Source organism: Methanomicrobia archaeon, from assembly GCA_011049045.1.
Classification (GTDB): domain Archaea; phylum Halobacteriota; class Syntropharchaeia; order Alkanophagales; family Methanospirareceae; genus JACGMN01.
Map to the genome: position 1 here is coordinate 1 of DSCO01000026.1, position 26,419 is coordinate 26,419.

Annotated in this window: 33 protein-coding genes, 2 tRNA genes and 1 pseudogene; 15 read left to right on the forward strand and 21 right to left on the reverse strand. The window is 56.1% G+C overall.

What is annotated here, in order from left to right:
• Positions 1-732, forward strand: a 732-nt coding sequence (locus ENN68_02680; protein HDS44996.1) for a hypothetical protein, incomplete at its 5' end; no start/stop codon positions are given.
• Between the two features lie 237 nt (positions 733-969).
• Here ENN68_02680 and ENN68_02685 read toward each other — a convergent pair.
• A complete protein-coding gene (locus tag ENN68_02685) occupies positions 970-1,362 on the reverse strand; it encodes an S-adenosylmethionine decarboxylase (protein HDS44997.1) in 393 nt (130 codons plus the stop codon).
• A gap of 341 nt (positions 1,363-1,703) precedes the next feature.
• Positions 1,704-2,090 (reverse strand): phosphatidylglycerophosphatase A, encoded by a 387-nt coding sequence (locus tag ENN68_02690; GenBank protein ID HDS44998.1) that lies wholly within the window; start codon positions 2,088-2,090, stop codon positions 1,704-1,706.
• 23 nt (positions 2,091-2,113) lie between these two features.
• On the opposite strand from ENN68_02690, the pseudogene ENN68_02695 reads away from it, so the two are divergent.
• Positions 2,114-2,442, forward strand: a pseudogene (locus ENN68_02695) (hypothetical protein).
• Positions 2,443-2,470: 28 nt separating this feature from the next.
• Here the strand turns inward: ENN68_02695 and ENN68_02700 are convergent.
• Both ENN68_02700 and ENN68_02705 read right to left on the reverse strand, forming a co-directional pair.
• Positions 2,471-2,983 (reverse strand): amino acid-binding protein, encoded by a 513-nt coding sequence (locus tag ENN68_02700; protein ID HDS44999.1) that lies wholly within the window; start codon positions 2,981-2,983, stop codon positions 2,471-2,473.
• A gap of 162 nt (positions 2,984-3,145) precedes the next feature.
• Complete coding sequence (locus tag ENN68_02705) at positions 3,146-3,460, reverse strand: hypothetical protein (protein HDS45000.1); 315 nt, start codon at positions 3,458-3,460, stop codon at positions 3,146-3,148.
• A gap of 125 nt (positions 3,461-3,585) precedes the next feature.
• Here ENN68_02705 and ENN68_02710 point away from each other — a divergent pair, with 125 nt between their 5' ends.
• Entirely contained in the window at positions 3,586-4,206 is a 621-nt protein-coding gene (locus ENN68_02710; protein HDS45001.1) for a molybdenum cofactor guanylyltransferase, read from the forward strand.
• A 102-nt stretch (positions 4,207-4,308) separates the two neighbouring features.
• Here ENN68_02710 and ENN68_02715 read toward each other — a convergent pair whose 3' ends face one another.
• From ENN68_02715 to ENN68_02760, 10 genes are all read right to left on the reverse strand, one after another.
• Positions 4,309-5,010 (reverse strand): PHP domain-containing protein, encoded by a 702-nt coding sequence (locus ENN68_02715; GenBank protein ID HDS45002.1) that lies wholly within the window; start codon positions 5,008-5,010, stop codon positions 4,309-4,311.
• Between the two features lie 92 nt (positions 5,011-5,102).
• Entirely contained in the window at positions 5,103-5,834 is a 732-nt protein-coding gene (locus tag ENN68_02720; protein HDS45003.1) for a hypothetical protein, read from the reverse strand.
• 116 nt (positions 5,835-5,950) lie between these two features.
• Entirely contained in the window at positions 5,951-7,126 is a 1,176-nt protein-coding gene (locus tag ENN68_02725) for an acetylornithine transaminase (GenBank protein HDS45004.1), read from the reverse strand.
• On the reverse strand, positions 7,119-7,793 hold the full coding sequence (locus ENN68_02730; GenBank protein HDS45005.1) for a histidinol phosphate phosphatase domain-containing protein: 675 nt from the start codon (positions 7,791-7,793) through the stop codon (positions 7,119-7,121). The genes ENN68_02725 and ENN68_02730 overlap by 8 nt, the downstream gene beginning before the upstream one ends.
• Before the next feature lie 11 nt (positions 7,794-7,804).
• Positions 7,805-8,101, reverse strand: a complete 297-nt coding sequence (locus ENN68_02735; protein HDS45006.1) for a signal recognition particle protein Srp19 — start codon at positions 8,099-8,101, stop codon at positions 7,805-7,807.
• A gap of 57 nt (positions 8,102-8,158) precedes the next feature.
• The gene (locus ENN68_02740) at positions 8,159-9,535 is read right to left on the reverse strand and encodes a TraB/GumN family protein (protein ID HDS45007.1); all 1,377 of its coding nucleotides are present in this window, start codon (positions 9,533-9,535) and stop codon (positions 8,159-8,161) included.
• A 145-nt stretch (positions 9,536-9,680) separates the two neighbouring features.
• Positions 9,681-10,772, reverse strand: a complete 1,092-nt coding sequence (gene prf1, locus ENN68_02745; protein HDS45008.1) for a peptide chain release factor 1 — start codon at positions 10,770-10,772, stop codon at positions 9,681-9,683.
• Positions 10,773-10,906: 134 nt separating this feature from the next.
• Positions 10,907-10,977: transfer RNA gene (locus ENN68_02750), tRNA-Gly, on the reverse strand.
• Positions 10,963-11,295 carry a DNA-directed RNA polymerase subunit L gene (locus ENN68_02755; protein ID HDS45009.1) on the reverse strand — a complete coding sequence of 111 codons (333 nt, stop codon included), beginning with the start codon at positions 11,293-11,295 and terminating at the stop codon, positions 10,963-10,965. Before ENN68_02755 ends, ENN68_02750 begins: the two co-directional genes overlap by 15 nt.
• A gap of 19 nt (positions 11,296-11,314) precedes the next feature.
• Positions 11,315-11,878: an RNA-binding protein gene (locus ENN68_02760; protein HDS45010.1), complete on the reverse strand. Its 564-nt coding sequence runs from the start codon at positions 11,876-11,878 to the stop codon at positions 11,315-11,317.
• Positions 11,879-11,937: 59 nt separating this feature from the next.
• Here ENN68_02760 and ruvC point away from each other — a divergent pair, with 59 nt between their 5' ends.
• Positions 11,938-12,426 carry a crossover junction endodeoxyribonuclease RuvC gene (gene ruvC, locus ENN68_02765; GenBank protein HDS45011.1) on the forward strand — a complete coding sequence of 163 codons (489 nt, stop codon included), beginning with the start codon at positions 11,938-11,940 and terminating at the stop codon, positions 12,424-12,426.
• Here ruvC and ENN68_02770 read toward each other — a convergent pair.
• Complete coding sequence (locus ENN68_02770) at positions 12,409-12,702, reverse strand: hypothetical protein (protein HDS45012.1); 294 nt, start codon at positions 12,700-12,702, stop codon at positions 12,409-12,411. The two genes, ruvC and ENN68_02770, sit on opposite strands and share 18 nt — an antisense overlap.
• A gap of 163 nt (positions 12,703-12,865) precedes the next feature.
• Here ENN68_02770 and grpE point away from each other — a divergent pair, with 163 nt between their 5' ends.
• Entirely contained in the window at positions 12,866-13,558 is a 693-nt protein-coding gene (gene grpE, locus ENN68_02775; GenBank protein HDS45013.1) for a nucleotide exchange factor GrpE, read from the forward strand.
• Between the two features lie 42 nt (positions 13,559-13,600).
• On the opposite strand, the gene ENN68_02780 is transcribed toward grpE, so the two are convergent.
• A complete protein-coding gene (locus tag ENN68_02780; protein ID HDS45014.1) occupies positions 13,601-14,362 on the reverse strand; it encodes a cobalamin biosynthesis protein CobN in 762 nt (253 codons plus the stop codon).
• A gap of 73 nt (positions 14,363-14,435) precedes the next feature.
• Between ENN68_02780 and ENN68_02785 the strand changes: the two genes are divergently transcribed.
• The 4 genes from ENN68_02785 (at position 14,436) to ENN68_02800 (ending at position 16,435) form a co-directional block, all read left to right on the forward strand.
• Complete coding sequence (locus ENN68_02785; GenBank protein HDS45015.1) at positions 14,436-14,591, forward strand: 30S ribosomal protein S14; 156 nt, start codon at positions 14,436-14,438, stop codon at positions 14,589-14,591.
• Between the two features lie 133 nt (positions 14,592-14,724).
• Positions 14,725-15,117 (forward strand): 30S ribosomal protein S8, encoded by a 393-nt coding sequence (locus tag ENN68_02790; protein HDS45016.1) that lies wholly within the window; start codon positions 14,725-14,727, stop codon positions 15,115-15,117.
• Positions 15,118-15,263: 146 nt separating this feature from the next.
• Positions 15,264-16,142: a prenyltransferase gene (locus ENN68_02795; GenBank protein HDS45017.1), complete on the forward strand. Its 879-nt coding sequence runs from the start codon at positions 15,264-15,266 to the stop codon at positions 16,140-16,142.
• Positions 16,133-16,435, forward strand: coding sequence for a hypothetical protein (locus ENN68_02800; GenBank protein ID HDS45018.1), 303 nt, complete (start codon positions 16,133-16,135; stop codon positions 16,433-16,435). Before ENN68_02795 ends, ENN68_02800 begins: the two co-directional genes overlap by 10 nt.
• Before the next feature lie 28 nt (positions 16,436-16,463).
• Here the strand turns inward: ENN68_02800 and ENN68_02805 are convergent, their stop codons facing one another.
• The 3 genes from ENN68_02805 to ENN68_02815 all read right to left on the reverse strand — a co-directional run bounded on the left by ENN68_02805 (position 16,464) and on the right by ENN68_02815 (position 19,963).
• Positions 16,464-17,480 (reverse strand): hypothetical protein, encoded by a 1,017-nt coding sequence (locus ENN68_02805; GenBank protein ID HDS45019.1) that lies wholly within the window; start codon positions 17,478-17,480, stop codon positions 16,464-16,466.
• 72 nt (positions 17,481-17,552) lie between these two features.
• Positions 17,553-19,463, reverse strand: coding sequence for a DNA topoisomerase (ATP-hydrolyzing) subunit B (gene gyrB / locus ENN68_02810; GenBank protein ID HDS45020.1), 1,911 nt, complete (start codon positions 19,461-19,463; stop codon positions 17,553-17,555).
• 74 nt (positions 19,464-19,537) lie between these two features.
• Positions 19,538-19,963 (reverse strand): GtrA family protein, encoded by a 426-nt coding sequence (locus ENN68_02815; GenBank protein ID HDS45021.1) that lies wholly within the window; start codon positions 19,961-19,963, stop codon positions 19,538-19,540.
• Positions 19,964-20,050: 87 nt separating this feature from the next.
• Between ENN68_02815 and ENN68_02820 the strand changes: the two genes are divergently transcribed.
• Together ENN68_02820 and ENN68_02825 are read left to right on the forward strand one after the other, a co-directional pair.
• Positions 20,051-20,133 (forward strand) — tRNA-Leu (locus ENN68_02820).
• Positions 20,134-20,272: 139 nt separating this feature from the next.
• Positions 20,273-21,562 carry an RNase J family beta-CASP ribonuclease gene (locus tag ENN68_02825; protein ID HDS45022.1) on the forward strand — a complete coding sequence of 430 codons (1,290 nt, stop codon included), beginning with the start codon at positions 20,273-20,275 and terminating at the stop codon, positions 21,560-21,562.
• Between the two features lie 105 nt (positions 21,563-21,667).
• On the opposite strand, the gene ENN68_02830 is transcribed toward ENN68_02825, so the two are convergent.
• Positions 21,668-22,363 (reverse strand): phosphoribosyltransferase, encoded by a 696-nt coding sequence (locus tag ENN68_02830; protein HDS45023.1) that lies wholly within the window; start codon positions 22,361-22,363, stop codon positions 21,668-21,670.
• Positions 22,364-22,387: 24 nt separating this feature from the next.
• Complete coding sequence (locus tag ENN68_02835; protein ID HDS45024.1) at positions 22,388-22,879, reverse strand: peroxiredoxin; 492 nt, start codon at positions 22,877-22,879, stop codon at positions 22,388-22,390.
• A gap of 76 nt (positions 22,880-22,955) precedes the next feature.
• Between ENN68_02835 and ENN68_02840 the strand changes: the two genes are divergently transcribed.
• The 4 genes from ENN68_02840 (at position 22,956) to ENN68_02855 (ending at position 26,117) form a co-directional block, all read left to right on the forward strand.
• Positions 22,956-23,762: a hypothetical protein gene (locus tag ENN68_02840; GenBank protein ID HDS45025.1), complete on the forward strand. Its 807-nt coding sequence runs from the start codon at positions 22,956-22,958 to the stop codon at positions 23,760-23,762.
• A 9-nt stretch (positions 23,763-23,771) separates the two neighbouring features.
• Positions 23,772-24,557 (forward strand): HAD-IIA family hydrolase, encoded by a 786-nt coding sequence (locus ENN68_02845; GenBank protein ID HDS45026.1) that lies wholly within the window; start codon positions 23,772-23,774, stop codon positions 24,555-24,557.
• Positions 24,558-25,083: 526 nt separating this feature from the next.
• Positions 25,084-25,473, forward strand: a complete 390-nt coding sequence (locus tag ENN68_02850) for a hypothetical protein (GenBank protein ID HDS45027.1) — start codon at positions 25,084-25,086, stop codon at positions 25,471-25,473.
• Positions 25,474-25,643: 170 nt separating this feature from the next.
• Positions 25,644-26,117 carry a hypothetical protein gene (locus ENN68_02855; GenBank protein HDS45028.1) on the forward strand — a complete coding sequence of 158 codons (474 nt, stop codon included), beginning with the start codon at positions 25,644-25,646 and terminating at the stop codon, positions 26,115-26,117.
• Positions 26,118-26,419 lie beyond the last annotated feature (302 nt).

The window sequence follows — 26,419 nt, forward strand, 5'->3', positions numbered from 1 at the left end:
ATCCCGCTCTCGGCAGGTCTGGGCTCCTCTGCCGCGACCTCCGTTGCGACCGTTGCGGCGCTCAAGGAGTACTTCGGCGTCGGTAGCGATCTCGAGCGCATACGGAGCGACGCGCACGCGGTGGAACTCCGGGTGCAGGGTGCTGCGAGCCCGATCGATACCGCCATCGCGACCCACGGCGGGTACGTGCTCGTGGAGCAGGGCACGGTGCAGCACGTGCAGTTACCCGCGTTGCAGTTGCTCGTCGGGTGCGTGGATAGCATACCGCTGAGTATGGGCACGGCAAAGGCGAGTGATCTCAGCTTGAAGACCAAAGCACTGGTTGCTGGTGTGCGAGCGCGTAAAGAGCACTTCCCTGCTATCTTCGAGGCCATAAGCAACGCGGCCGATGAGCTGACGGTGGAGGCGATCCAGGCGCTCGAAGCGGGCGATACAATAAAGCTGGGCGTATTGCTGAACAGCAATCACGGGCTGCTGGATGCGATCGGGGTGGTGCCGCGCCGGTTGAGCAGTCTCGTGAAGGTGGCACAGTCACTGGGTGCGCTGGGCGCGAAAGTGACGGGCGCTGGCGGCTCGGACGAGCTGGGTGGTATCGGCTCGGTGCTGGTGCTGCCCGGACGGAACGAAGCGAAGATACGGGCAGCGATGGAGCTTGAAGGCGCGCTCGCCATGCCGGTACGAACCGGAGGGGCGGGGTTGAAGATCGAACAGTTTGCTTCCGCGGATAGATAGATAGATAGATAGATGAACAAATAGGATAAAATTCTGCACTACCATACATAGCGTCTTCTTCAATGATTTTTCGCGTTACCATGCCTCTTGACGAAGAAATCGCTAGTTACGTTACGGAGAAGTTTGAGAACCTGCCCACAGGTGCTTGCATGGAGGCGTGGACATGTGGTTTGACGGTTTTCACCCTGGAAATCTTCCTATCCCGGTAAGTGGTGTTCCCAAACGTGGAGAAGTGCCTTAAATCCTAAAGTTCACGTTGAGCATATAGCTCTTTGCCTTGAAGAAGTCTTTGCAAAACGCAGCAACCGTTTCTGGCGGATAGTATTTACAGCTAAAAATATCGATATAGGCTGCATTTGTCTGGTTTGCAAAATGGCCCGATATCAGGCTCGTTTCAATCAGCTGGATCATGGAAAAACCAGAAACCCGTGGGTCTTCCCCGAAGTTCACGACCTGGGTCTCACCATATCGCTTCATCTCGATGAGCTCACAGAGCTTCACGACAAAGTCTTTTATTGCTCCTGCATTCCTGATTAACGCAGGGTCACAGCCCTTTAGGTCTACCGAACAAGTAAGTCCCCATGCCGCTGATCTACGATATTCTTCGAGGGCCCAGTTCTTCGTATCCATCCAGATAAGACTATCGGTCCCCTTTATAAACTTTTAAAACTGGGAACAATTACTAACAAATACGCTACTTTTTTTGGTAACTCTGTTAGAAACACATTGCACGTTCTCCGCAATGTTCTTAGGACTGAAACTCACCCATTTTAAAAAAGAACTGAAAATTTACCGATTTGAGCCTGGAATAACCAAACGCAAGTCTATTTATCCTATCGAACGGAGGATCAATACAAATATTTCGGTCAGCATGAGTCTGGACCAACCAGATGTCGGTCAATCTGAAACCTTTTTCTATTAGTATTCGACCAACCTTTTATTTCACGCTTCTTGTGTAACGGATTATTACACTATCCCAGTATCTTTGTCATACAGCCCGCGATCAAGCCGCCGATCGCATCGTCCATGAAAACGCCCAACTCCTTTAGGATGCCCGGCTTCCGGGTATCGTAATAGACGAAATTGAACATCGCCTTCTTGCCACCGATGTATTCCGCGATATCGAGCCCGAAGAGCTCGTCGGCCACCACGCAGGCTGCGTCCTGCGCGCCGAGCTCACCGCCGCGGCCCGTTCTGATCCCCTCCTCGTCCGCATGCAGTGCCGCAGCAAGCAACAACGACACGTTCACGTCACCGCACTCTTTTCTAATCGTCTCTGCAAAACGCGTCCTGAGCACTGCGTCATCCGTTTCATCACCGTCTACGCGCACGTAGAGCTCCAGTGCCGTCGCGACCATATCGTCATTGTGAGTTCGGCGGTATGGCGGGCGTCATACTCGCTGCGGCCTCACGGGTGATTCCGGTCGTTATTGATGGCTTCATAGCCACCACGGCGGCGCTCATTGCCTGCGCGCTCGAGCCCACAGCTAACGAGTACCTGATCGCCGCGCATCTCCAGCAGATCGGGTGGTGCTCGATTACCTGGGTCTGAAGCCGTTGCTCGCTCTGGATATGCGGCTCGGTGAAGGCACCGGCGCTGCTTGGGGGATCAGTCTCGTAGAAGCGGCCTGCAAGGTCCTGAACCAGATGGCTACGTTTGCAGAGGCTGGCGTTGCGGATAAAGCAGACGCTCCTTCACGACCTGAATAGCCCGCCCGTGCACTGGTTACGGTCGCTTTCACAGCGGGGGATGGATCTGCACAGCCCGGACACTCTTGAGCTTACCGATCTCCTCAATGAGCTCTCCGGGAACGCTCTGATCGGTAATGATCGTGAGTTTGGGGTCGTCTACCAGGTACGGATCGTCGCTCACCGCCTGCCGTATGCTCAGTCCACGCTGCGCCATCACCGTCGCAACGTCTCCGATGATCCCTACCTGCCTGGCATCCGTCGGATGGATGATGACCACACTCAGGCCCAACAGCGGTGCGACCTCAATGAGGAAGGCGATCGAGCGCAGATGCTCGAAGATACGCTTTAACGCCGCATCGGTAATGATGCGTTTCACCGTCAGATCCACGACGCGGCGGTCAACGCCTATCTCGTGCGCGATGTGCGAATGGGGTATTTCAATCCCGCCCGAGGCGACTTTGCCGTCTGCACTCACCCGGAAGCCGCGCTCCAGTAAGAGTTCAATGACCTTCTTCTGTGATGGCGAGCCCTCAAACTTCGCCATTACCTCTTTCCACATTGCTGCTCTCCTTGCTTCCCGGACTGAATGAATTGCTGAATGACTGCGTGGCGGGCGGGATCCGCGGAGAAGCGGGTTGGTTGGTTAGTTGCTAGCTAGCTACGCTACGCTACGCTACGGCCTGGCTGCCGAGGCCGCGAATGGGTGGAGCCCGGAGGGTTCTTACCGATACCCCCCCCTCCGTATGAGGTCCTCGCGCACATCCTCTAACTTCCGCGTTGCCGCATTCACCTTCTCCCGGACCTCGTCCTCCACCGACCGCATACTCACGCGTACTGATCGCTCTCGCTCCTTCATGTCCCGCTCGATGTTTCGCAGGCGCTCGTCGATGCTCAGGAACAAGAGCGCGAGCATTCCCACGATGATCACCGCGGAAAGCGCAATCGCGGGATCCTTATACTTGCTCCACAATCGATACGTGAGCACGAAGGTAGAGAACACCATCACTATCGAGAATATAATGTTCCGTGGTTCCATACTCTCTCTTCTCCCCTTCCTCCTTCTTAACTCCGCTGGAAATTCGTGACCATAGTATTTTAGCTTTCCGTTCCTATTTAAACTATAAGCCTCCTTCCGCCGGACTAATAACTACGTGAGTAGCAATGCAACGAACAGTGCTCATCCTCGCAGGTGGCAAGGGACAGCGATTCAACTCGCGCGATAAGTGCTTCATCGTTTTAAACCGCAAAACGCTCCTTCAACACGTTATTGACAACCTCGCCGACCTGGCGGATGAGATCATCATCGCCGCACGAGATGAGCAGCAGGGCACACGAATCAGACTGCAGATACCCAACAACGTCGTGGTGGTCTTCGATTCTATACGTGGCTTCGGACCGCTGGCCGGCGTGCTCTCCGGCCTGGAGCGTGCATCATCGCCCTACTCGCTCGTTATCGGCTGCGATATGCCCTTTGTCAACAGACGCGTGGTGGAACTGCTCTTTACGGAAGCGGAGCGCGGTAATTACAGCGCGGTCGTTCCCACCTGGGAGAACGGTATGGTAGAGCCGTTACATGCGGTCTACAAGAAGGAACCCACGCTCGCGGCGGTCCGGAACTCGATCACGAACGGCAACGAGCGGATGTTCAACGTGCTGCTCCAGCTCAAGAACGTTTATTACCTGCCGGTGGCCCGAATTCGGGCACTCGCACCGGAGTTAACGACCTTACGCAATATCAATACGCCCGAGGAGTTACAGGCGTGCAGGCAGATCGCTCAGTGACGGTGCGAAGAAACCCGAAAGCGACGTATAGGTACGTGCTCCTATGCGCTCTTCCGAGGGGGGTATGCTCTATCCTATCCTATCCTATCCTATTCTATCCTATCAACCCACCCGCTGTTTCTTCTTGCACAACTGCGAGAGATAAAGGCGGAAGGGCGTTCGTTCCCTGGCCTGGACGTGGACTCTTCCCCCTTTCAGCGACTGCATAATTGCCCGGTGGTCAGGCATGCGCGCGGCCTCCACATCCGCGTCCACCGCTACGGTCGCGAGCCCAACGCAGTCGGCGGAATGTGCATCGCTGCCCGCAACGGCTATCTTAGCGGTTCGCTTCGCCGTTCGCTGTGCCCACCAATTCCCGATGCCCGTGAAATACCGTGAATTGAAGACCTCAATTGCCGCTATCTCAGGATGTATGCAGATGTTGCCGATACTGTTACGAAAGGGATGATAGGGATGTGGCGCGATGATCAGGACGCTCTGCGCGTGTTCGTGTTCGCAGTGCCGCACCGCCCGGATTGTTTCCCTCACGCTCATGCCACGCGCTATGACCTCCTCGAGACCGAGCACGAGCAGATGACCCTGCGCGGTGCTCACCTCCTCGCCCGGAATGATCAGGAAATCCAGGTCATGAGCGGTTACGTAGTCACGCGCAGCCTGAACCCCGGCAATCGTATTGTGGTCACAGATCGCGAGACCGTCAAGCCCACGCGCCCGCGCAACCGCAATTATCCGCTCTACCGTATCGTGACCGTCAACCGAATAATTCGTGTGCACGTGCAGATCGAGCGTGAAGGTTCGGGTCATCGCACCGGTACTCTCACAAAAGAGAGGGCCGTGCAGGGTTTAAAGGTTACCGTACCACCGTCCGCGAGCGTTGCGAGCGTACCGGGCGGTTCTTAGTGGCATACTGGCGCTTCGATTACCGGTACCTCATGGTACCCGTACAGCCGGATGGTGCTGGTCAATTCGATCGGCGTGAGCAGCCCCTGGATGTTCAGCTCCAGTTCAATTCGGTTCTCTATGTCCGTAATGTAAAAGGTGCCCCGGTCGATCCGGTAGGTAATCGCGAAATCTTGGAGCTCTTCGTTGCCACTCAACGCAAGGCCCGCGCCGTTCAGCTGCGTGATCACGTCCGTTCGATTGGGCACGATCTCCACGAGCCACCCGTCAGTATCCGCGCGCATCGTTATGTTCGACGCATTCGTCAGTATCGAGCGCTGATGCGCCAGCTGGTCGTAGCTGCTCACCAGGATCGCGCGGTCCGTGACGTTCGCTCGCTGCCACGCGCCGAGCGGTTCCCTGACGTATGCCGTATCATTGATGAGAATCATCTCCACCGATCGGTCCAGCATAGTTATCGCCGTGCGCATCCTCTGAGTCCGGTAATCCACACAGCCCGAGCCGCTCAGCATAACCACCTCTCCATCGGGCACCGTTAGAGCGGTAATGAACTCGAATCGATAGGAGTCCACCCTTTTTGAGGCGTCAACGGTCTTCGCTATAAGGACGTGCGGATCAGTGATCTCACGATGCGTGCTGTAGTAGACGACGGAGATGAGCGCGACGGTCAAAAGCACGAGTGCGATTACCAATTTACGGTTGACTCCTCTTTCTATTGCTGGCGCCATGCTCATTACCATCCCTAACGGCGGTTCAGATACTGATAACTATATGATCGCGGCCTCGTTCTCGCTCATCACGCAGCGGCTTCGTTCGGTAGCGTCACCGCGAGCTGTTCAGTTAGTTATTCGAGTATCTCACGCAAAACGGTGATCACCGTGTCCAGCTGCTCCTTACTGATGACCAGCGGCGGTACCAGCCGTATGACCGTATCTGCAGTGCAATTGATCAATATACCGCGCTCGAGCGCTTTCGCAACGAATTCGGCACACGGCTTTTTCAGCTCGATCCCGATCATCAGCCCCTTCCCGCGGATCTCCTGTACTACCGGGCTGAACGCGAATCCGTGCTCTGAACGAGCCTGCCCCAGGAAATACGCGCCGAGTGCGCGTGAACGTTCCACCAGCTGCTCCTCTTCGATGACGCGTATCGACGCCAGAGCAGTCGCGCAGGCAAGCGGCGTGCCGCCAAAGGTCGACGCGTGCTCGCCCGCGTCAAATTCGAGCCCCGCGCGTGCCAGTATGGCCCCGATCGGGAAGCCCGCGCCGAGCGCCTTCGCCAGCGTCATGATGTCCGGCTGGACGCCCTCATGGTCCTTACCGAACCATGCGCCCGTGCGCCCAAAGCCCGTCTGAACCTCATCGAAGATAAGTAAGACGTCTTGTTCTGTGCAGATCTCGCGTACTTCGTTCAGGTAACCCGGAGAGGGAACGTGTATGCCGCTCTCGCCCTGTATCGGCTCCACAATGACCGCAGCGGTCTCCGCGGTGATCGCTTCTCGGATGGCTCCGGGATCGTTATACGGAACGAAGTCCACACTCTTCAGCAGCAGCGGCGTAAACGGCGCCCGGAATTTCGGCTCGTACGTTGCACTCAGGGATATGATCGTCCGTCCGTGGAAACTGCCGCGAGCCGCGATAAAACGGGATTTACCCGTCGCCTTGCAGGCCAGCTTCACGGCCGCTTCGATGCTTTCCGCGCCGGAGTTGCAGAAGAACGCCTTGGACATCCCGGTCAGTGCGACGAGCTTCTCCGCAAGCTGCACCTGCGGTTCCGTATAATACAGATTGGAGACGTGCATGAGCTTCGCGGCCTGCGCCTGTATCGCCTGTACAACCGCAGGGTGGCAGTAGCCCACCGCGTTGACCGCAATGCCGCCAACGCAATCGATGTACTCCTTGCCAGTACTATCCGTAACCACCGCGCCCTTACCTTCTGTCAGGACTACCGGCTGGCGCCTGTAGGTCGGCATAATGTACCGCCGTTCCTGCTCAAAGACCTCAGCCGGCGTTTTAAACATGCTGCAGTCCCCCCTGCATCAGGTGCTGTAGCACGGTCCGCGGATTTTTCTCCATCACCGTCATCACCGCTTCAGGAGTGAGCCCTGCGCCGGCGAGGATGCGTGCACCGAGTTCGTCGGTAATGAGATCCTCCGGTGCGTGCGTATCGGTATTGAGCAGCATGTCCGCGCCGACACGGCGTGCCACAGCCGCAACGTGCCCGTTGGCGAGGCAGTGCCCCTTCCGCGAGGTGAGCTCAAGATAGATCCCGTTCTCCTTCGCCCGTGCCGCATCTTCATCCGTGATCAGGCCGGGATGCGCAAGGATGTCAACTGCGGGGATGTTCACCGCTGCACGGTTTGTGCCCCGTGCCACAGGCTCCGCTAGCGTTTCACCGTGCACCACCACGAGTTCCGCGCCCAGCGCCTTCGCTTTCAGTGCCAACTTCTCCAGCTTTCCCGGCGGGATGTGCGTAAGCTCCACGCCGCGTATCACGGTGATAGCGCGGTCTGTCAAGTCAGCAGGCTCAGCTTTCTTCAAATTCGATAGTACGAACTCGATATTCGTGAAATCCACGTGATCGGTTATCGCAATCGCTTCATAACCCTGAACGATCGCCCGACGGACCAGTTCACTGGGCACGAGCGCGCCGTCACTGAAGAGGGAATGGGTGTGCAAATCGAACATGGTTCACGCGCTCACCGTCCTCCGCTCTTCGCTTTTTCACGCTGCGCTCTGAGCCTGTTCGCGATCGCACGGACGATCTCGCCCTTGCTCCCCCGCTTCAAGACGAGTACGCGCCCGCTCCGGTCCCAGGGCGATTTCGGATACGCCTTCTCCTTCTCCACCTCGGGCTCCAGGTGGAGCTCCTGTGCCACAGAGCTGATCTCCTCCACCTTCGGTGACTTGATCGCGTACCTGCGTGCGACGATCCGTCCCTCACGCTTCGTCCTGCCTGCGGCCAGGTTTACCGGCCAGATAACCATCTTCTTCATGAGCCTTCCTTGTTTCTGTAGTAAAGAGATAGCGGCAGCAAAAAAACCTCGGGTTGGTTACAGCAGTGCACCGAAAGCGCTTTCCAGTCCGATCCAGATATCCTGCACCTCGATCCCCAGCTGCTGCCAGACGACATATGCGCCGATGAAGGTGCCCGCGATGCTGCCGATATTCGCGAGCGCCGCGACGAAGATGACCTTGAATAGGCGGTTGCTCATCAACTCACCAACCGATTCCACCGACAGCATCGTCTTCGCATCCTCCAGTGACGGTTTGCGGACGTGTGCTTCGGTCAGCCCGGCGAACCAGCCCGCAGCTAAGAACGGGTTCAATGACGTGAGCCAGGCGACAGCAAAGGCCGTCAGCGCGGAGAACGGATGGCCACGGGCAAGCACCACGCCTGCGGCTGAGAGCACGCCGTTGATGATGAACCACCAGAGGAATGCGTGCAGTAACACGTCGAACGACAGATCGGTGAAGAGCAGCGCGAGTAAAATGAGCGCGAGGGCCACACCGATACCCAGGGTAAAGAGGTGTTTCAGCGAGAGCCCGAACCGCTTCCGGGGGAGCGAGCACAAAGCCTCTTTCGTCGGTATCGACTCCGGGCGACCGAGATACTGCATGATGCCGGCTATATGTCCCGCACCGACCACGGCCACGATCTTCGGACCTCCACGAGCGGTGGTCTGATCCCACGTCTCGCACGGTTGGTACGTGGCCGTTTCGACCACGTTCTCGCTGCTCCGATTCCGGAGATCCAGTAAACCGCGGGCAATATACGCGTCACGTTCGTCCAGGAGCGCAGTAGCGGCACCGGGCGAGAATTCGCGGAGCTCCTTCATCAGCTGCGTCACCACATCGTCGTCGGTCAGTCGATCGAGCTCAATCTCCTCTTTCGAGCCCAGAAAGCCGGAAACGAGCTTCTTCTTCTCCGTTCCCCGCTCATCGTTCACCGGTGCTCCGCCCGTTCCTGCTCGCTCCGAATCGTCCTCCCCCATGCTCGCGATCGAGAAGAGGATGGAGAAGATCATCTTTAGCTTCTCCCACAGTCGCATCTTCTTCCAGAATCGTTGCATCGTTATCTGGATCGGCCGGTCGATCAGCGCGATCGCAGCGCCCTGCTCATCCGCCTTCGCCATGGCCGCCATCATATCGGCACCCGGCTCGATCCCCAGCTCCGCGCCCATCTTCCGCTGCACATAGGCAAGCAGCCAGTGCGTGAGGATCAGAAAGGGATTACCCGCACTGAGCATTTCCTTCGGTGATACCTCTTTCACGTCGCCCTTCAATGATCTGTATCGCGCGTCGCATAACTCGACGGCCACGACATCCGGTTGCTCGCGCTCGATTACTGCCTCGACTTCCTTCACGCTCTTCTCGAGCACGTGGCCGGTGCCGACCAGGACAATGTCACCGACGTTATGCACGCTCATAGTGCTTTTTCAGTACCGCTCTTTCCCTAATAAGACGTACGTACGCACACTCACAGGTGATAAATCTGACCTTATTAACGCGGCCATCAGGCAAATAAGCATGAATCCGTGCGATCCGGCTCATTTCTCGTCACTAGCTCCTTAGTTAGTGCGTTTTGTAGCGCAGCAGGGCAGCGACACCGCCGAAGGCACGCTTCAACTGCGCGCCTTCCTCAAAATCGGTCGAGACGATCTCCACCTCAGCGCCCGTGAGCTCAGCCAGCTCCACCAGTTCGTGGACGAAGTCCGCATCCAGCTCCTCGGAGATCAAAAGCGTATCCACCGCACCCATCTCGAGCTTCTGGCGCACATCTCGCTCTCCATAGGTCACCATCAATTCATCGGTCCCGATGTATTTCATGAACCGCCCCATGAGCTTCTTCTCACGCATGAGGTCCATACCCTCCAGGACGCTCTCGGCAGCGTCAACCAGCTCATAGAGGCCTGATTCGTCGGTATACGCGACATCAAAGGCGCCGAGGATCTTGTTCTGGATCTCGTAATGGAGATACGCACCTTTGATGAAATCCTCCTTCGTCGGGCTCGGGCCGCCGATCAGGAGACCCATGAGGTCTTTCTCCTGCAGCAGGATCTGAGAGGTAGTCTCACCGATCCGCTTATAAAAGTCCTCGGTCGCTATCTCCCGGAGTCGCTGGAATCGTAGCGCAGACTGACCGCCTTTCCTGATCTTGCCGGGAACTGAGGACGTGAGGTGCTTGATCGGCTCCACGATCTTCCCGCTCAGAACGCCGATCGTTGCTTCTCGTTTATCCAGTACGAGCAGCCCAAATTTCTCCTTCTCCTCGATCAGCTCTTCCAGAGGCTCGAGGAAGAAGCTCGAATTACAGTGGTAAATAAAGGAATAGATCTTTTCCGGTGGCTCGACGATATACGTCTCGATATCCGTCTTGTCGCCGCCCTTATCGATCGCGCCGCAGAAGATTACCAGTCCGTTCTCGCTCACGGTCACGTACCGCAACTTCGCCAGGATCGATTCCAGGATACTCTGCACGTTCGTGCGCGTGATCTTGCTCTTGATGTTCATTGCCTGCCCGTGCTCGTCCCGGAGTTGCGCGGTAACATCCGAGACCTGCTTATCGGGCGGGATATAGACTGAGACGAGCTCCGTGCCTCGCCCGGTCTTCTGACTCAGTTCTTCCAGTACTTTCTTGAAGTCGTACCGCTTCAGTTGTTCCATTTTTATCGTACTACACTATCTCCCTCTTCTGTTTGTTGGGTTGCCCGTAACGCGCCTCACGATTAGCTCCCGGACCGGTAAGGGTATGCCGCTTTCCTTCATAAAACGTTCGGTACTCAAGGAAGTTACCGTTATGCGGCAACCGGGGCTCGAACCCGGGTTAGAGGCTTGGGAAGCCCCTGTCCTACCACTAGACTATTGCCGCCCTGTACTTCTGCTCAAACTCGTCAAACGCCGCGGCAAGCGCGCGCAGAGCAGTTTTCACGGCCTCTAGCGGATCGCCCGAGTTCATCTTTACGTACAATATAGGATTGCTCTGCAGCGTCTCCGGTATGTTATAGGTCGCGATATTCACCTGCGGATCATCGAGCAGCGTGGCCGTGAGGAGCGCTAAGAGGGTGTGGTCCTCGCCGGCGATCTCCATCCGCACGGCATCCTCAGTACGCTCCAAGATGGTGAGCTTCTTCTGCTGCTCCTCTTCTTCTTCTTCTTTCCGGATCTCCGGTGCTTCCTCGGCCGCCATTTCACCTCAACCTCCGCCGTTAAAAGAGCCCTCTGCCGTAATCTTCTGAGACCTTCCGCGTTTCCACCCGCTTGCAGCGCTCACAGGACAGGACATTGCCCTTTCGCTTCAGATCGCCCTTGCACTTCGAGCAGATCGCTTTGACCACGCCGAGATCCTTATCCTCCGTGCTGAGTCGTAACGCCCGGGCATCGATCACTTTCGCCTTCACGAGATCCAGAAAGCCAAATTCGCGCTGGAGCTCGTTCACGTAGCCGCGCTTGACATTGGAGATGTGGATGACGCCCTGGGTGGAAGAGGCGACCTCACGATCCTCCTGCCCCAGCATGCAGGCGATGCTCACCACGGCAATCGATTCCCGTAGATCCTCTATCCTGCAGATGACCACATCGCCCTCCTGCAGCATTGGCGGCGTCGAGACCTTCGGCACCACATTGATTACGCGTTTATCACTGATACTCACGCCGCCGATCAGTGAAGCATAAATGTTGCCTTTCTCATCATACACGCCCGTGCCGGGTGTAAACTCTTCGGACGTCCCTAAAAAATCGCCCGGCACCACTAAACCTTCCTCTTTCGTCATTTACTTCGCTCCTTTCTTCTACTCCTTTAATATTGTAGCACTTATCATATTTATTTGTTATGCGTGTGCTCGGAATCGATCCCGGAACCGCGATAACGGGCTGGGGTGTCGTTGAGTTCTCTAACGGTCGGCTCGTCTCCATTGACTGCGGCTGTATCAAGACGAGCACGGCGTTCACCTACGGTGAGCGGCTAAAGCGGATTTATAACGAGTTGCTTCGACTGATCGAAGCGACGAAGCCCGATGAAATGGCGATCGAGAAGATCTTCTTCAATACGAACGTGAAGACCGCTTTGAGCGTGGGTCAAGCGCGGGGCGTCTGCCTTCTGGCTGCATCGATCCACGAGCTGCCGATCTTCGAGTATAATACCTCAGAAGTGAAGAATTACCTCACCGGCTATGGGCGTGCGACGAAGCAGGAGGTCGCAAGCAGGGTGAAAGCGGTGCTCGCGTTAGCAGAGATCCCCCGGCCCGATGACGTCTCAGATGCGCTCGCGATCGCGACGACGCATGTAGCACAGAAGTTCGCGCTAGAAATTCAGCAATAACGTATACACCATAAACCAGGTGAAGAGCGTCATGAACGAGATATACAGCCAATCCTTCGCGCTCTCCAATTTCGTGTGCATGAACGGGTAGACGAATTTCTGGATCAGGATCAGGAGGATCGCAATGAGCAGCCCGTCTGAGGATATCGGGTCAGGAACGATAAGGTACGAACTGATAGCCGCAACTACGCCGAAGATGACCGGAACAACCGTCTTTTTGAGGCCTTCCTCGTATTCCGCTCTCTTTTTATCCGTATCCTTCTGCTCGGGCGCCATGTGCTCGCTCGTTCTTACTTAATCCTTTCAGTATATAAGAGTCCGGATTACTCGAGTCCTTCGTGAGCTGAGCGCGACAGCGTCACACAGGGGCTGGGCCATAACCGGTTTTCTCTGATACTGCCAGCGATACGCCGGAACGCGCGTCAGTCTCGCGAGCAGGCTGGGGGGACGCACGCTAATTTTTTATCTGGTGAACGCTAAGCTAAGCTACATAAGTAAAACGCGTAAAGAGCGGAGGAGCGCGGCCTTGACGAAGGCTCACGAGCAGTCGGATTCTGAAGCGGAAGAAGCACCGGAAGAGCGGACCGAGGCGGAAGAGAAGCGGGTCTCAAACGAGGAACTGGAGCGTCTCGAGCGTGACTTGGAGCAGAAGACCGCGCAGGCTGAGGAGTACCTTAACCGACTGAAATACCTGCAGGCAGACTTCGAGAACTATAAGAAGATGGTCGCGCGAGAGCGCGAACGGTATGAGAAGTGTGCCACCGAAGCGTTGATCAAGCGCTTGTTGCCCATACTGGATCATCTGGAGGCGGCTTTTACGTCTGCGCAGAGCTGTAAGGATCTGGTATCGTTCGTCAAGGGCATAGAGCTGATCTATCTCGATCTCCTCGAGGCGCTGGGTCAGGAAGGCTTGAAACCGATCAAAGCAGTGGGCGAGAAATATGACCCTTACAAGCATGAGGTCGTGATGACGGTCCTCGATGAGGATGCGCCCGAAGATATGGTTCTGGAGGAGCTCGAACGCGGCTATATGCTGGGTACGCACGTCTTACGTTCCGCTAAGGTCGCTCTCTCCAAACACGCGAAACCCGCGTCTGAGAACGATGCGAGCACGGCCGCCGAAGAGACTTAGCAAGCCTGGCCTGGGTGGGCTGACCTTTGGGCGGGACCCAGCTCAGTGCAGGCTGACGATCGCCTCTTTGAGCGCTTTGATCTGCTCGACCGCAGCACCCCCAACGTCCAGCGGCGCTCTACCATCAAGATCCGCTTGAATCAGCGCGTAATCGTGGGGGACGATCCCGAGCACGGGAATAGCCATATCCTCTAGGATCGTCTCGATCCTGTGAGCGACCTCTGCGCTCGTGACTTTGTTGATGACTGCACCGAACCGTGTGATGCCGATATCCTCACCGAGCGTTTTTATACGCGCCACGGTCTCGACGGAGCGCATCCCGGGCTCCAGCACGGTGAGCATGAGGTCTACGCCGCGTGCGGTCCCCCGCCCCAGGTGCTCGATACCCGCCTCCATGTCCAGGATCACCGTTGATTCCTTGAAGAGCACATGCCGCAGCAGCGCGCGGAGAAACGCGTTCTCGGGGCAGGTGCATCCGGTGCCGCCCTTCTCGATCGTGCCCATGACGAGCAGCGTGACGCCATCAGGCCCCCGTGCGCCGAATTTCGCCAGGATGTCATCCACCCGGGGATTCAATTTGAAGACGCCCATGCCGGTATCCGCGGCCGTTCGCTCGAAGATGAGCTCTTTAAGCTCCGAGATCGGTTCGGGGTTCCGCGGTATGCCGAGCGCGAATTTCAAGTTCATAGCCGGGTCGGCGTCCACCGCGATGACGCGCTCACCCTCCCGGGCAAAGAGCCGGGCAAGCGTGCCGGCGATGGTCGTTTTGCCCACACCGCCCTTCCCCGCAACTGCCAGTTTCATAACTATTTATATCAGTCGTTACTAACTGGAGATAGATAAGCAAGATACATAAGGAGTGCGGGATCAGGATACGATGGTAAAGGAGCGAACGAAGCGATTTGGGCGGGGCGCGAATGCATGTAGACGGTGCGGCCGGCAACGGGGCCTGGTACGACGGTACGGGATTTATCTCTGCCGGCAGTGTTTCCGGGAGATCGCGCGTGAGGTCGGCTTCAAGAAGTATAACTAACTAACTAACTGAGGCTGAGATGGCAGTGAATGATCGCACGTTTGTACTACCCACATTCATTCATAGATTTTTATTATCCGGGGCGTTAAGATTAACGGGAGAACGCAGGGAGTAAAAGCAGAAGGGAAGGAACATGTCACTCAATGATCCGCTGGCAGATGCGCTGTCACATATCAAGAATACCGAACGAGTCGGGAAGCTGGAGTGCACGATAAAGCCGGCCTCCAAGCTGATCGGGAACGTGCTGAGCGTGATGCAGGATGGTGGCTACATCAAGGAGTTCGAGTTCATCGAGGATGGCAAGGCGGGCTACTTCAAGGTAAAACTCCGGGGCCGGATCAACGATTGTAACGCGATAAAGCCGCGATATTACGTCCATATGCGCGAATTTGAGGAATGGGAGAAGCGACTGCTGCCCGCGCGGGGCTTCGGCATGCTCATTGTCACCACGTCAAAAGGGGTGATATCGCACGCGCAGGCGATCGAGAATGGTACCGGTGGCCAATTGCTCGCGTTTGTGTATTAACTAACTAACCATTGATCTTCCTGTGCCTCGTGCCGCTGTCATGGAATTCGACACTGCAGGCAGAACTACCTACCTAAGGATCTTCTACACGCGCTGGTGAGGAAAGCGGCGAAAGCGCCCAGCAGATCCACGCAGTGGTGCTCGGGATGACCGTCGTCGAAAGATATCGCTCTTCCGCGTTACCGTTTTTATACTGTAACAAACTATACTCTTGCAGCATGAACGAGCAGCTTTTAGATAGGCTAAAGGTCTGGTTTCGAGCCTTTCGCTACCATTTCGTGCCCCCCAGTATGTTTCCCGCAACGATTGGCGCGCTTGTCGGTTGGGCGGTCGACCAGACCTTCTCGTTATGGTTCTTCTTCCTGGTCATGCTGGGCGTTTCGCTCAATCACATCGCGTTGAACATGACCGATGATTATTTCGATTTCAAACATGCCGTTGATCAGCTGAAACCGGGCGCGAAGAACCCGTATACCGGCGGTAGCGGCCTCCTGACCAGCGGCCTGATGAAGCCGCGCGCGATGTATAACGCCTTTATCATGCTGTATTGCGGAGTTGCTGTAATTGGCCTGTATCTTGGACTGGTAAGAGGGCTGCTCGTCCTGGTGTTCGGGACCATCGGCGTTCTCAGCTCCATATTTTACACCGCACCACCAATCAAATTCTCGCATCGCGGACTCGGTGAACTGGGCCTGCTTCTCAATTTCGGGCCCATTATCGGGCTCGGCTCCTATTTTGTGCAGGCGCAGCAGCTCAGCCTTGAAGCCTTCCTGGCAACACTCCCCTGCGGCATCATGCTCTTCTCCATGGTGGTCATCAACGAAATCCCTGATCTGGAAGACGATAAGAACGCCGGGAAATTGACGCTGGTCGCGCGGTATGGCACGCAAGCAGCGGTCAACCTCTATGTCGGCAGCTGGGCGGCTACGTACTTTTTTAATTTGTTCAGGTGCTCGGCCTCTAAAAGGTCAACCTCTATGTCGGCAGCTGGGCGGCTACGTACCTCGTTATCCTGGTGGGAGTAGCATCTCAGGTGCTCACGCCGTTCGCGCTCCTTGCAGTCCTCGCGCTCCCCCTGACCTACCGGTCAGTGAAGATACTCCGTGCACATCACCACGACCCGCAGTTGCTGGTACCGGCGAACCTGGCAATGATCAAATCGCACAGTATCACCTCACTACTGCTCATCGGTGCTTATGCGCTCGAGGGTCTCGTGAAGGGCTCGGATGGCCTGCACCTCATCGGCCTATTGCTGGTCTTACTCGTTTTCTACCTGCCTGCTGCGCTCGCGATCTTTCGGCCGCATCGAACCGTCTGAACGCTCATCACACACGCTGACCGTAGCGTTATCCTCGCTTTTTGGTCAGCATACGCTGTAGTTCATCAGCGTCGTCCATGATTTCCAATCCCGCATGCCGCCCTTCAGCTTCGAGCAGAAGCTGGTCTCCCGTGCCCCGCTTCGCGTACAGCCGCAGCTTCAGGGTCGAGGCGAGGCTCTCGGAGATCCGCCCGGTCATGCTACCCGCATGAGGACTCCTAAGCGCAACCACCGTACCCTGCAGCCCTTCCAGATCCAGGTAGAAGTGCCGATCTTCGAGGGACAATCGTACCCACTGCGCGCCCTTCTCGAACCGCGTGATTCGCGCGCCGGTGTAGGTCGCGAATCGGTAATAGCGCTTGTCATGCCAGAGCACCGCGGCGAACCCCGGAATGATGAGGCGTAGCCAGGGAATGCGAGCGAGCACAAGCATGAAGGCGGTATCCTCGGTGGTGAAGTGGTTCGCTTGCATCCAGAGATAGGCGCTGGGGAAGCTGGAGCCCCAATCCTTCTCGATATAGCCCTTCCCGCCCTCGAAACTGATCCGTTCAGCGTCCAGGGTTAAAGCGCCGTGAATCGTGTGGGTCATGCTCACCATGTCGTGTTTGCACTGCATGAACGGCACGAACGACGCCCAGCCCATGATCCCGGGTGCGAAGAGCCGTTTCGGATAGGGGACGACTTTATCGAACCAGAGCTCGCCCGTTATCCGGTGGCCAGATCCACGAGCAAGGTCTAATCGAAGCGCAGAGTCGGAAAAGTGGTTCGCAGCAATACGCAGATCAAATGCTCGCGCAGCGGGAAGAAACTCATCGACCGGGAACGTGAAATAGTCGTAGTCACCTGTCGTGCCATTGAAGACCTGGATGAAGGCGTGCGAATCTCGCTTCGTTGACCCGAGTGAGATCCCCGGGATAATGGCGAGAACGTGCTCTTCCGCGGCATCCACGAGCTTATAGTACCAGCCCTCAAAGTAGTTACGCCGGCTCTTCGAGCCCTGGAAGCGTTCGGGATGCATGATTTTCCGGAGGTTGTCAGGGCCCATAGGTCTGATCGTATACGTGATTATGGAAGCTGCAACACCCTGCAGTTCTAACTCCGTTGATTAGCACGTAATTCACACATCGAGATTCATCACTTCCAGCGCGTGCGCCGTGATGAAGTTCCGACGCGGCTCGACCTCTTCGCCCATCAGTACGGTAAAGAGCCAGTCAGCCTCTGCAGCGTCCCTCAGGTTCACGCGCTTGATACACCGCGTCTCGGGGTTCATCGTGGTCTCCCAGAGCTGCTCGGCGTTCATCTCGCCGAGACCCTTGTAGCGCTGGATCTTCACGCCCGTATCGCCCTCAATCACGTTCAGCTCGGTCAGTATCTTCTGATACTCCTCGTCGGAGAATGCGTACCGCTCAGCTTTGCCCTTCTTCACCATATACAGCGGCGGCTGCGCGATATAGACGTGGTTCATGCTTACCAGCTCCTGCATGTACCGGTAGAAGAACGTGAGCAGGAGCGTGCGAATATGCGCGCCGTCAACGTCCGCATCGCTCATGATGATCACTTTGTGATAGCGGATCTGCTCGAGATCGAAGTCCTCCCCGATGCCCGCGCCCAGCGCGGTGATGAGTGTCCTGATCGCGTCACTCTTCAGAATCTTATCCAGCCGCGCCTTCTCCACGTTCAGGATCTTGCCCCTGATCGGTAGAATCGCCTGGAAGTTCTTATCACGTGCCTGTTTCGCCGAGCCGCCGGCGGAATCGCCCTCAACGATGTACAACTCGCGTTTCGCCGGGTCTTTCTCAGAGCAGTCCGCGAGCTTCCCGGGCAGTGAATCGGCCATAAAATCCTTCTTGCGTACGATTTCGCGCGCACGACGCGCTGCTTCACGTGCATGCGCTGTCTCCATCGCCTTCTTGATGATCGACGCGGCATCGTTCGGATGCTCTTCCAAAAACTCCCACATGTGCTCGCGCACAATCGACTCCACAACACCTTTTACCTCGCTATTCCCGAGCTTTGTCTTCGTCTGTCCCTCAAACTGCGGGTCACGGAGCTTCACACTGATAACGGCCGAGAGCCCTTCGCGAACGTCTTCACCATCCAGGTTCACCTTCTTCAACAGATTGTTCGCCCTACCGAAATCATTGAGCACCCGTGTCAGGGCCGCTTTGAAGCCGCTGAGATGCTTACCACCCTCAATGGTCTTCACGTTGTTCACGAACGAGAAGATGTTCTCCGCGTAGCTGTCATTGAACTGGACCCCGATCTCGACTTTTACCCCGTCCTTATCGTCCTCAAAGAGGATGGGCTCGTGTAGCACGCGTTTTGTCCGGTTGATATAGTCGAGGAACGCGGCAATACCGCCCTCATATTGGAACTCCTTCTCGTCGCCCGTCCGTTTGTCCTTCAGGGTAAGATAAAGCCCTTTGTTCAGAAATGCCAGCTCACGCAGCCGCGTTGTGAGTATGCCTGCGTCGATCTCATAGGGCCCGAAGATCTCAAGGTCCGGTTTGAAGTGCACCTTCGTACCGCACTCTTTCCAATCAGCGTCGGGCACATGCAACTCCTCTAAGGGTCCGAGCGGCTTTCCGCGCTCATACTTCTGGTAATACCGGTGGCTGTTCCGCAGCACCTCTACCTCGAGCCATTCGGAGAGTGCATTGACCACGGAGATGCCCACGCCATGGAGCCCACCAGCCACCTTATAGACCTTGTCATCGAACTTACCACCCGCGTGGAGCTTTGTCATGACGATCTCCACTGCCGGGAGGTTGTATTCCGCGTGCAGATCCACCGGGATCCCGCGGCCATTATCATCCACCGTCACGGAGTTATCCGTGTGAATAATCACCTTGATATGGGTGCAGTACCCGATGAGCGCCTCATCGACGCTGTTATCAAGCACTTCATTGATCAGATGATGAAGTCCTCGCGTGCTCGTGTCACCGATGTACATCGCGGGCCGCTTACGAACCGCGGTGAGGTCTTTGAGCACCTGAATATCCTTTGCACTGTAACTCTCTTCTGCCATTGACTCTGGTTTGAGATAGCTGCGGATTGAGATAAAGCTTTTCCCTGCGCTGCTCCTGACCGCTCGGTTCACGCTCAGTGAACGCCCCAGGTCAGCCGGCTCTCGAAGAGATAATTCAACAGAAAGGCGCATAAGATCCCCACGATGTTCGAGAGCAGGTAGTAGAGCCCTGCGTACTCGGTCAGGGCGTAGAGCACGCCGATATTGACGGCGAGGCCACCTGAGCGCCAGATATTGCTCTTGATGATGCGTTTCAAGAACTGCGCGACGCGCGTCGTCCGCTGCTCCTTAAAGGTCCAGCGGTCGTTCATCAGGAATTGCATGATGATCGCGATCTCAATGGCAATCGCGGACGAATAGAGGTAGAAAATGCCGGCGAGGTCGGTGAAGAGCCAGAGCAACCCGGTGTTGATCACCGCACCGATACCACCTACGATCGAGAACTTGAAGAGCCGGATCGCATCACTCTCCAGTGCCACCAGTCGTTCGGATCGCCGCATGGTCAGACCATTGAAATGGAGCGGTAAAAGACAAAAGCCTTTTCTTTATCGCAGCCGCTCTTTTAGTTGGTGTGTAGGTGGGTAAAAGCGGAGGTTGCCGAGTGGTCAAAGGCGTGAGGTTCAGGGCCTCATCCCGCAGGGGTTCGAGAGTTCGAATCTCTCCCTCCGCATTCATTCCCTTCCCGTCCATTCCTGCGTAACTCGCGTCCATACCACGCACGTCAATTTAGGAAGCAGACAGGGTTACTTTTAAATAGCGCGCGAACATTCACAGGAACGTAGAGCAGCTAAGAAGAGGAACGCGAAAGCATGGACGTCATTGCAGTTGGCGGTTATGAAGAAGTCGGTCGGAACATGACCGCGATACGGATAGATAACGAAGTAGTGATCTTTGATATGGGGCTGTGCCTGGACAAGCTGCAGGACGATGAGGAGGGTAAGGAAGCGTACACCACCCGTGAGCTCGTCGCTATGGGCGCGATGCCGGACGATACGATGATCCCCAAGAACGCCGTGGTTGGGATCGTCTGCAGCCACGGGCATCTTGATCACATTGGTGCCATCGACCGGCTCGCCAGCGCGTATAATTGCCCCATTATCGGTACACGGTACACGATCGAACTCATTCGGGGCATGGCAAAGAGCCAGGAGCTCGTAGCGCTCGAGCCCGGTAAGAGCCTCGACCTTTCGTCGAATTTCGCACTGGAACTGGTGCACGTGACCCACTCCATCCCCCACGCGACTATCGCGACCGTTCGCACGCCCGAGGGTATCGTCGCGTATGCGAACGACTTCAAGTTCGATAACTACCCGATACTGGATACGAAACCTGATTATATGCGACTGAAGAAGCTGGGGCGCGAGGGCGTGAACCTCCTGATCGTCGAAAGTGTCCGGGTGGCAGAAGGCGGGAAGTCCGCCTCCGAGTCGGTGGCCCGCGAGCTGCTCAAGGATCTCATGATCACCGACGCCTCGACCTATTTCCTCGCCTCGTTCTCTTCACATATCGAGCGAATTCATAGCATCTGCGAGTTCGCGAAGCGGATGGGCCGCAAACCGGTGTTCCTCGGCCGGTCACTCAAGTTCTATGTCGCGACCGCGGAGAAGCTCGGGATCATCAACCTCCCGGATAACGTTACCTTCGTTGACCGCTACCCGAAGGTCAAGCGGTTCCTCGAGCAGGTGCATGAGAGCGGCACGTGCCGCGACTACGTCTTCATCGCTACCGGGAACCAGGGCGAACCAAACGCCGTGCTCTCGCGGTTGGCGATCGATAGTCCATTGCCGCTCACGAACAACACAAAAGTCGTCTTCGCGTCCGAGACCATTCCCTCACCGATAAACGTCGCGCACCGCGAGATACTCGAGCGCAGGTTGCGTACGCACGGCGTGCGGATCTATAAGGATGCACACGTCAGCGGGCATGCACGGCGCGAGGATCATCGTGATTTGATACGGATGCTGCAGCCTGAGAACATTGTGCCCAGCCACGGCGAGATCGAGAAGCTCGCGGCGTACGCCGAGCTCGCCAGTGAGGAAGGCTACGACGTCGGGAAGAACCTGCACCTGATGCATAACGGGAAAGCACTGGAGATCTAAGATCCACCGTTCTCAATCCCGTGCCGTGTTCACCGTAATCAACTTTCCCCGCGCGGTAGGTACGGGCTACGAAGCGCTGGTATGTACGTACGTACCAGCACGGGCTCAAATTCTGTACTGCTCTGATGCTTGCAAGATCGCGACCACATCTGCATTGTCCAGATCATACCAGTTCGTATACGCATCAGCAACGGCGAACAGCCGGCCCGTTCTGATATTCAAGCAGACGACTTCATCTGCCGCTTCGCGCACCAGATGGATGGCATGCAGCGAGGCGGTGGGCACGGCAACCACGAGCTCCTTCGGCTGCTGCTTCCGCACCGAACTGAGCGCGACGAGCATGGTGAACCCTGAAGCGAGTCCGTCGTCCACCACGATGACCGTCTTGTCCCGGAGATCAGGAAATGGCTTCTGACCACGGAATAGCCGTACCCGTTTCTCGAGCTCCGCTTTCTCGTCCTCGACGCACTGCTCGATCTCGTCCGGTGTCAGCTGCAGGTGTTGTAAAAGGGGCTCGTTAAATCGTACCGTGCCGTCCCAGGAGATCGCGCCGAAGCCCGCTTCACGGTTCCACGGTATGTGGATCTTCCGCACAACGAGCACATCGAGCGGCAGCTGTAGCCGCTCCGAGACGACGGCCGCTACCGGCACGCCACCCGCGGGTATACCTAATACGTAGGCTTCCGTACCCTGGTAGTCACGGAGCTGTTCTGCCAGCAGCCGTCCGGCGTGCGCACGATCCGCAAAGACAAAGCGCTTATCGCGTAAGCGCGGATCCTCACGTACTATCGCTTCTGCCATCGCTTCAGTGCACCTGATCCTCCGTCACGTCTGCAGCTCTTCAAGCTGCTGCTTTACCGCCTCGACGTGCCCCTTCACCTGCACCTTCGGCCAGATATGCGCGATCACGCCGTCGGGAGCGATAAGAACCGTGCTCCTGACCGTGCCCCAGAACTCCTTGCCGTACAGCTGCTTTAACTGCCACGCGCCGTACTGCGCCAGAACCTGGTGTTCCACGTCACTCAGTAACCTCACCGATAGATGGTGCTTCGCCACGAATTTCCGGTGGCTTTCGACCGAATCGGCGCTTACACCCAGTACGACCGCATTCAGGCGTTTCAGGTCGTCAAGTGCGGCTGAGAAGTCCAATGCTTCACGGGTGCAGCCGCTGGTGTTGTCACGCGGGTAGAAGTAGAGCACGACCCACATGCCCGTAAAGTCGTTGAGGCACACGTTCTGGTTGTCCTTATCCGGGAGGCAGAATGCAGGGGCGACATCTCCCGCCTTCAACGGTACGGTTACTTCCTTCTCGGTCATTGTTTCTAGAGCTACACTACTCACTTCATTGGCCGGCTGTAGTGTTATAACATAACCGAGACCCTGTATCTTTCCTATGCTCACCCTGCAAACCAGCTCACTCTTACAGATCGCGCCCACGCTCGCCACGTTCTTCGCGGTCGCTTTGCGATCACCGGCGCAACCCGTGCGGCAGATCCTCGAGGTGATGAACGCGCGTAAACCGCAGGTTGTCGTTCTGGCAGTGATCGACAGTCTCGACCTGAAGGTCTATACAGACTTCGCACCCGAGCTCGTCGAGCTTCACCAGCTTCTTAAACAGGGCGGACTCATATTCGCCTGTAAACCCGTGAGCAGGCACACAACACCCGCGATTGCATCCATACTCACCGGCCTGCCACCCAAAGCGCACGGGATCGTGGTGAGCAAGGATGTAGCTACCGCGAAGATTAAATCGATCCTGGAGCTACTGCATGAGCACGGCAAACCGACGGCTGCGGTGCTCGACACGAACGGTGCGCGGCCGCTCGACGGGCGTGTGAGTTACGTCATCGGCTTTGAGAACCGCGAGGACATCGTGGCCTACGACGCGGAAATAACGGCGCACACGCTCTCGATACTGAGGACACAGCACGAGGTACGATTACTGCTCACGCACCTGCGCTCCATTGATCGGTTCGCCCATCGTGGCTGGGATCTGCAGGTCGCTGCGGGTGTGGTGAACGCGCATATGCATGAAATCATTCGCGCGGTCGCCGACCGCAACGGGCTGCTCTTCGTCTGTGGCGATCACGAGGCGCACCTGCCTGAGCGAATGGCAACCTCAGGCCAGCAGCAGCAGATACCGTTGATCGTCGCGGCACCGACATACATGAATGAAGAAATAAGTGGCGGTACCGTTTGATCTACGTATATGGATACCAGAGATCTCAAAGCGCTCGTTATCGATCTGGATGGCACGGTCTATCGCGGGACGAGCCTCATTTCCGGGGCCGATGAGGCGATTGACACGCTCTGTGAAGCGTACGACCTTTACTTCCTCACCAATAACTCGACACGGTCACGGAAGGAGTTTCTGCGCCGGTTACGGGATCTCGGCATTGCGTGCGCGGAGCAGCAGCTCATCAGCTCCGGCTATGCGGCTGCGAAGTATATTCGCGACCGGTATCCCGGGAGCCGCGTGTACGTGATTGGCGAGCAGGGGCTGGTAGCCGAACTTCGTGAGCAGCATCTGACGGTTTGCGAGGCGGACTGTGATTGTGTGCTCGTCGGTCTTGACAAAGCATTCTCCTACACCAAGCTGCAGAACGCTCTTCGCTTCATTTTAGCGGGTGCCGTATTCATCGCTACCAATACCGATCCGTTCCTGGTCACGAGCACCGGGATAAAACCTGGCGCAGGCGCCATCGTCGCCTCGATCGAGACGGCAAGTGGCACACGCCCGATCGTCACCGGCAAACCGAGCACGATTATGCGTGAGCTCATTCTCAGCACGGTGAACGTGAAGCCTCACGAGATACTTATCGTGGGCGATAACCTCGCTACCGATATCCTCATGGGGATTGAGAGCGGCATGAGGACCGCCCTCGTATTAACCGGTGCATCGGCCGAGAGCGATATCGAGGCCGCATCGATACGTCCTGATAGTGTTCTTGCCTCGCTTGCGGAACTACCGCAGGCTGTGCGGTCGCTGCGATAACGAACGCTGGTTACTGAACTAAAAACAGTGCAAAAGTAATCAGCTATTTGCAGGTATAATGAAAAGAACATACATATTACTTTTTCGTTCCCACTCAGGAATGAATGGCAGTAAAAAAAAGAGTGTTACGCGCTGCTATTTGGTGTAGGATAGAGCGAACCGGCTTTTAAGGTTCATGGAGGGCGATCACGCACCATAAATCCCGTTCACATTGCAGGCAATTTAGCTGTTTCGGGATCAGAGGAACTACAGTATGAACGAAGAAGTGACCGAATACGTTCTTTCAGGCGGCGCTTCTACGCATCGCTCGCTGCTGAGCACGGCGGCGATCAACGTGAAGAAGAAAAGCGGGGCGGTGATCCAACGCAGAGGTTCAAAATTCGACCCTGTTTGCCTCATCTCTTCATAACGTCCGTACTCGAAGACCATATTGCTTTTAGTATTCCCTGTACCAAAATCTACTTAGTTGCAGATGGCAACACGGAAAAACGCGGGAGACTCCACCGCTGGGAGGTGATAGAAGAAAATGAGGAAAGCACTTGTGGTTATCGCCCTGCTCTGTACGTTCGCGCTGGTGGCTGGGGGAATGCCAGCTGCTCATGGCGTATCTGGCAGGGATTTTGGCGCAGCGGTTTCAGGTTTAGCGAAGACCTATCCTGGCGCTATCGCTGAACATGTGACCGGTTGTGTGATGGTCGGGGGATTGCCTGCTGCTCATGGCGTGGATGGCAGGACATTTGGCGGTTTGGTTTCAGGTTTAGCGAAGACCGATCCAGCCGCTCTCGTTGCACATGTGACCGCGTGCATAGGAATGCCAGCTGCTCATGGCGTGGATGGCAGGACATTTGGCGGTTTGGTTTCAGGTTTAGCGAAGACCGATCCAGCCGCTCTCGTTGCACATATTTTAGGGTGTTAAAATACAAAGAAATTAGGATAAGAGAAAATAGAGAGTTGACTCTATTTTTTTTCTTTTTTTGTTTCGCTCCCAATTCAGGATAACCTCACACATGCTTGAAGTGAAGGTATTGTCCTAACAAACGGTAGTTTATTATAGTGGTCACACCTATTATTCCTCTTGATGAGGATATGTCTCGCCCGAGAGGAAAAATCGAGGTCGTTTGTCCGAACCCGAGATGCCGCTTTTATCGGAAGGAGGAGGGAAAGGACATCATCAAGTCAGGCACGTATAAGAGCACCGGTCATCGGAGGTACTATTGCAAGCACTGTGAAACATACTTCATGCAGACGAAAGGTACTCCACTCTATCGGAAGCATCTATCAGAAGCTGAAATCATCGAGATCTGCAAGCTTCTTGTCGAGAAGAATGGGATTCGGAGCATCGAGCGGATCACCGGCCACCACCGAGACACGATAGGTCGGCTGTTAGAGGACCTGGCGGAACACGCAGAAGAGCTAAACGAGTACTTTATCCATGATGTCGGTATCACACCGTTCGAATGCGATGAGCTATGGACGATGGTTAAAAAAAACAGAAGAAGGTTGAGCGTCAAGGCCCAGCTCGGTCTGAAGAAGGTGATGCGTGGATCTACACCTGCGTAAAGCAAAACTCGTATTTGTTCGTTTCGTTCTCAGTATGAAAATGGACGCAAGCGACCTGCAAGCGGATGATTGAGAAGCTATCCGAGAGAGTGCGGCTTCCGGATAGTGAGCACAAGATAGAGGTGTTCACCGACGGAAACAGCGACTACACCTCTGTTTTGCCACTGTATTACGCAGAGTCTCACCTCAATTACGGTCAGCTCGTGAAGATCCGAGAAAAAGGACGAGTCGTGGGTCGGGAGAAGCGGGTGATCTACGGTAGTCCAGATCTCGGCGATATAGAAACGACAGATGTGGAGAAC

Bases quoted from the DNA above. Each gene is read 5' to 3' on its own strand.
- ENN68_02845 (HDS45026.1), top strand. From the start codon at position 23,772: ATGGATACCAGAGATCTCAAAGCGCTCGTTATCGATCTGGATGGCACG.
- ENN68_02825 (HDS45022.1), top strand. From the start codon at position 20,273: ATGGACGTCATTGCAGTTGGCGGTTATGAAGAAGTCGGTCGGAACATG.
- prf1 (HDS45008.1), bottom strand. From the start codon at position 10,772: ATGGAACAACTGAAGCGGTACGACTTCAAGAAAGTACTGGAAGAACTG.
- ENN68_02705 (HDS45000.1), bottom strand. From the start codon at position 3,460: ATGGAACCACGGAACATTATATTCTCGATAGTGATGGTGTTCTCTACC.
- ENN68_02770 (HDS45012.1), bottom strand. From the start codon at position 12,702: ATGGCGCCCGAGCAGAAGGATACGGATAAAAAGAGAGCGGAATACGAG.
- ENN68_02780 (HDS45014.1), bottom strand. From the start codon at position 14,362: ATGAAACTGGCAGTTGCGGGGAAGGGCGGTGTGGGCAAAACGACCATC.
- ruvC (HDS45011.1), top strand. From the start codon at position 11,938: ATGCGTGTGCTCGGAATCGATCCCGGAACCGCGATAACGGGCTGGGGT.
- ENN68_02720 (HDS45003.1), bottom strand. From the start codon at position 5,834: ATGGCGCCAGCAATAGAAAGAGGAGTCAACCGTAAATTGGTAATCGCA.
- ENN68_02725 (HDS45004.1), bottom strand. From the start codon at position 7,126: ATGTTTAAAACGCCGGCTGAGGTCTTTGAGCAGGAACGGCGGTACATT.
- ENN68_02755 (HDS45009.1), bottom strand. From the start codon at position 11,295: ATGGCGGCCGAGGAAGCACCGGAGATCCGGAAAGAAGAAGAAGAAGAG.
- ENN68_02790 (HDS45016.1), top strand. From the start codon at position 14,725: ATGTCACTCAATGATCCGCTGGCAGATGCGCTGTCACATATCAAGAAT.
- ENN68_02700 (HDS44999.1), bottom strand. From the start codon at position 2,983: ATGTGGAAAGAGGTAATGGCGAAGTTTGAGGGCTCGCCATCACAGAAG.
- ENN68_02710 (HDS45001.1), top strand. From the start codon at position 3,586: ATGCAACGAACAGTGCTCATCCTCGCAGGTGGCAAGGGACAGCGATTC.
- ENN68_02835 (HDS45024.1), bottom strand. From the start codon at position 22,879: ATGACCGAGAAGGAAGTAACCGTACCGTTGAAGGCGGGAGATGTCGCC.
- ENN68_02740 (HDS45007.1), bottom strand. From the start codon at position 9,535: ATGAGCGTGCATAACGTCGGTGACATTGTCCTGGTCGGCACCGGCCAC.
- ENN68_02685 (HDS44997.1), bottom strand. From the start codon at position 1,362: ATGGATACGAAGAACTGGGCCCTCGAAGAATATCGTAGATCAGCGGCA.
- ENN68_02735 (HDS45006.1), bottom strand. From the start codon at position 8,101: ATGAAGAAGATGGTTATCTGGCCGGTAAACCTGGCCGCAGGCAGGACG.
- ENN68_02795 (HDS45017.1), top strand. From the start codon at position 15,264: ATGACCGTCGTCGAAAGATATCGCTCTTCCGCGTTACCGTTTTTATAC.
- ENN68_02805 (HDS45019.1), bottom strand. From the start codon at position 17,480: ATGGGCCCTGACAACCTCCGGAAAATCATGCATCCCGAACGCTTCCAG.
- ENN68_02690 (HDS44998.1), bottom strand. From the start codon at position 2,090: ATGGTCGCGACGGCACTGGAGCTCTACGTGCGCGTAGACGGTGATGAA.
- ENN68_02815 (HDS45021.1), bottom strand. From the start codon at position 19,963: ATGCGGCGATCCGAACGACTGGTGGCACTGGAGAGTGATGCGATCCGG.
- ENN68_02830 (HDS45023.1), bottom strand. From the start codon at position 22,363: ATGGCAGAAGCGATAGTACGTGAGGATCCGCGCTTACGCGATAAGCGC.
- ENN68_02850 (HDS45027.1), top strand. From the start codon at position 25,084: ATGAGGAAAGCACTTGTGGTTATCGCCCTGCTCTGTACGTTCGCGCTG.
- ENN68_02785 (HDS45015.1), top strand. From the start codon at position 14,436: ATGGTAAAGGAGCGAACGAAGCGATTTGGGCGGGGCGCGAATGCATGT.
- ENN68_02840 (HDS45025.1), top strand. From the start codon at position 22,956: ATGCTCACCCTGCAAACCAGCTCACTCTTACAGATCGCGCCCACGCTC.
- ENN68_02730 (HDS45005.1), bottom strand. From the start codon at position 7,793: ATGTTCGATTTGCACACCCATTCCCTCTTCAGTGACGGCGCGCTCGTG.
- ENN68_02855 (HDS45028.1), top strand. From the start codon at position 25,644: ATGTCTCGCCCGAGAGGAAAAATCGAGGTCGTTTGTCCGAACCCGAGA.
- ENN68_02715 (HDS45002.1), bottom strand. From the start codon at position 5,010: ATGACCCGAACCTTCACGCTCGATCTGCACGTGCACACGAATTATTCG.
- ENN68_02760 (HDS45010.1), bottom strand. From the start codon at position 11,878: ATGACGAAAGAGGAAGGTTTAGTGGTGCCGGGCGATTTTTTAGGGACG.
- gyrB (HDS45020.1), bottom strand. From the start codon at position 19,463: ATGGCAGAAGAGAGTTACAGTGCAAAGGATATTCAGGTGCTCAAAGAC.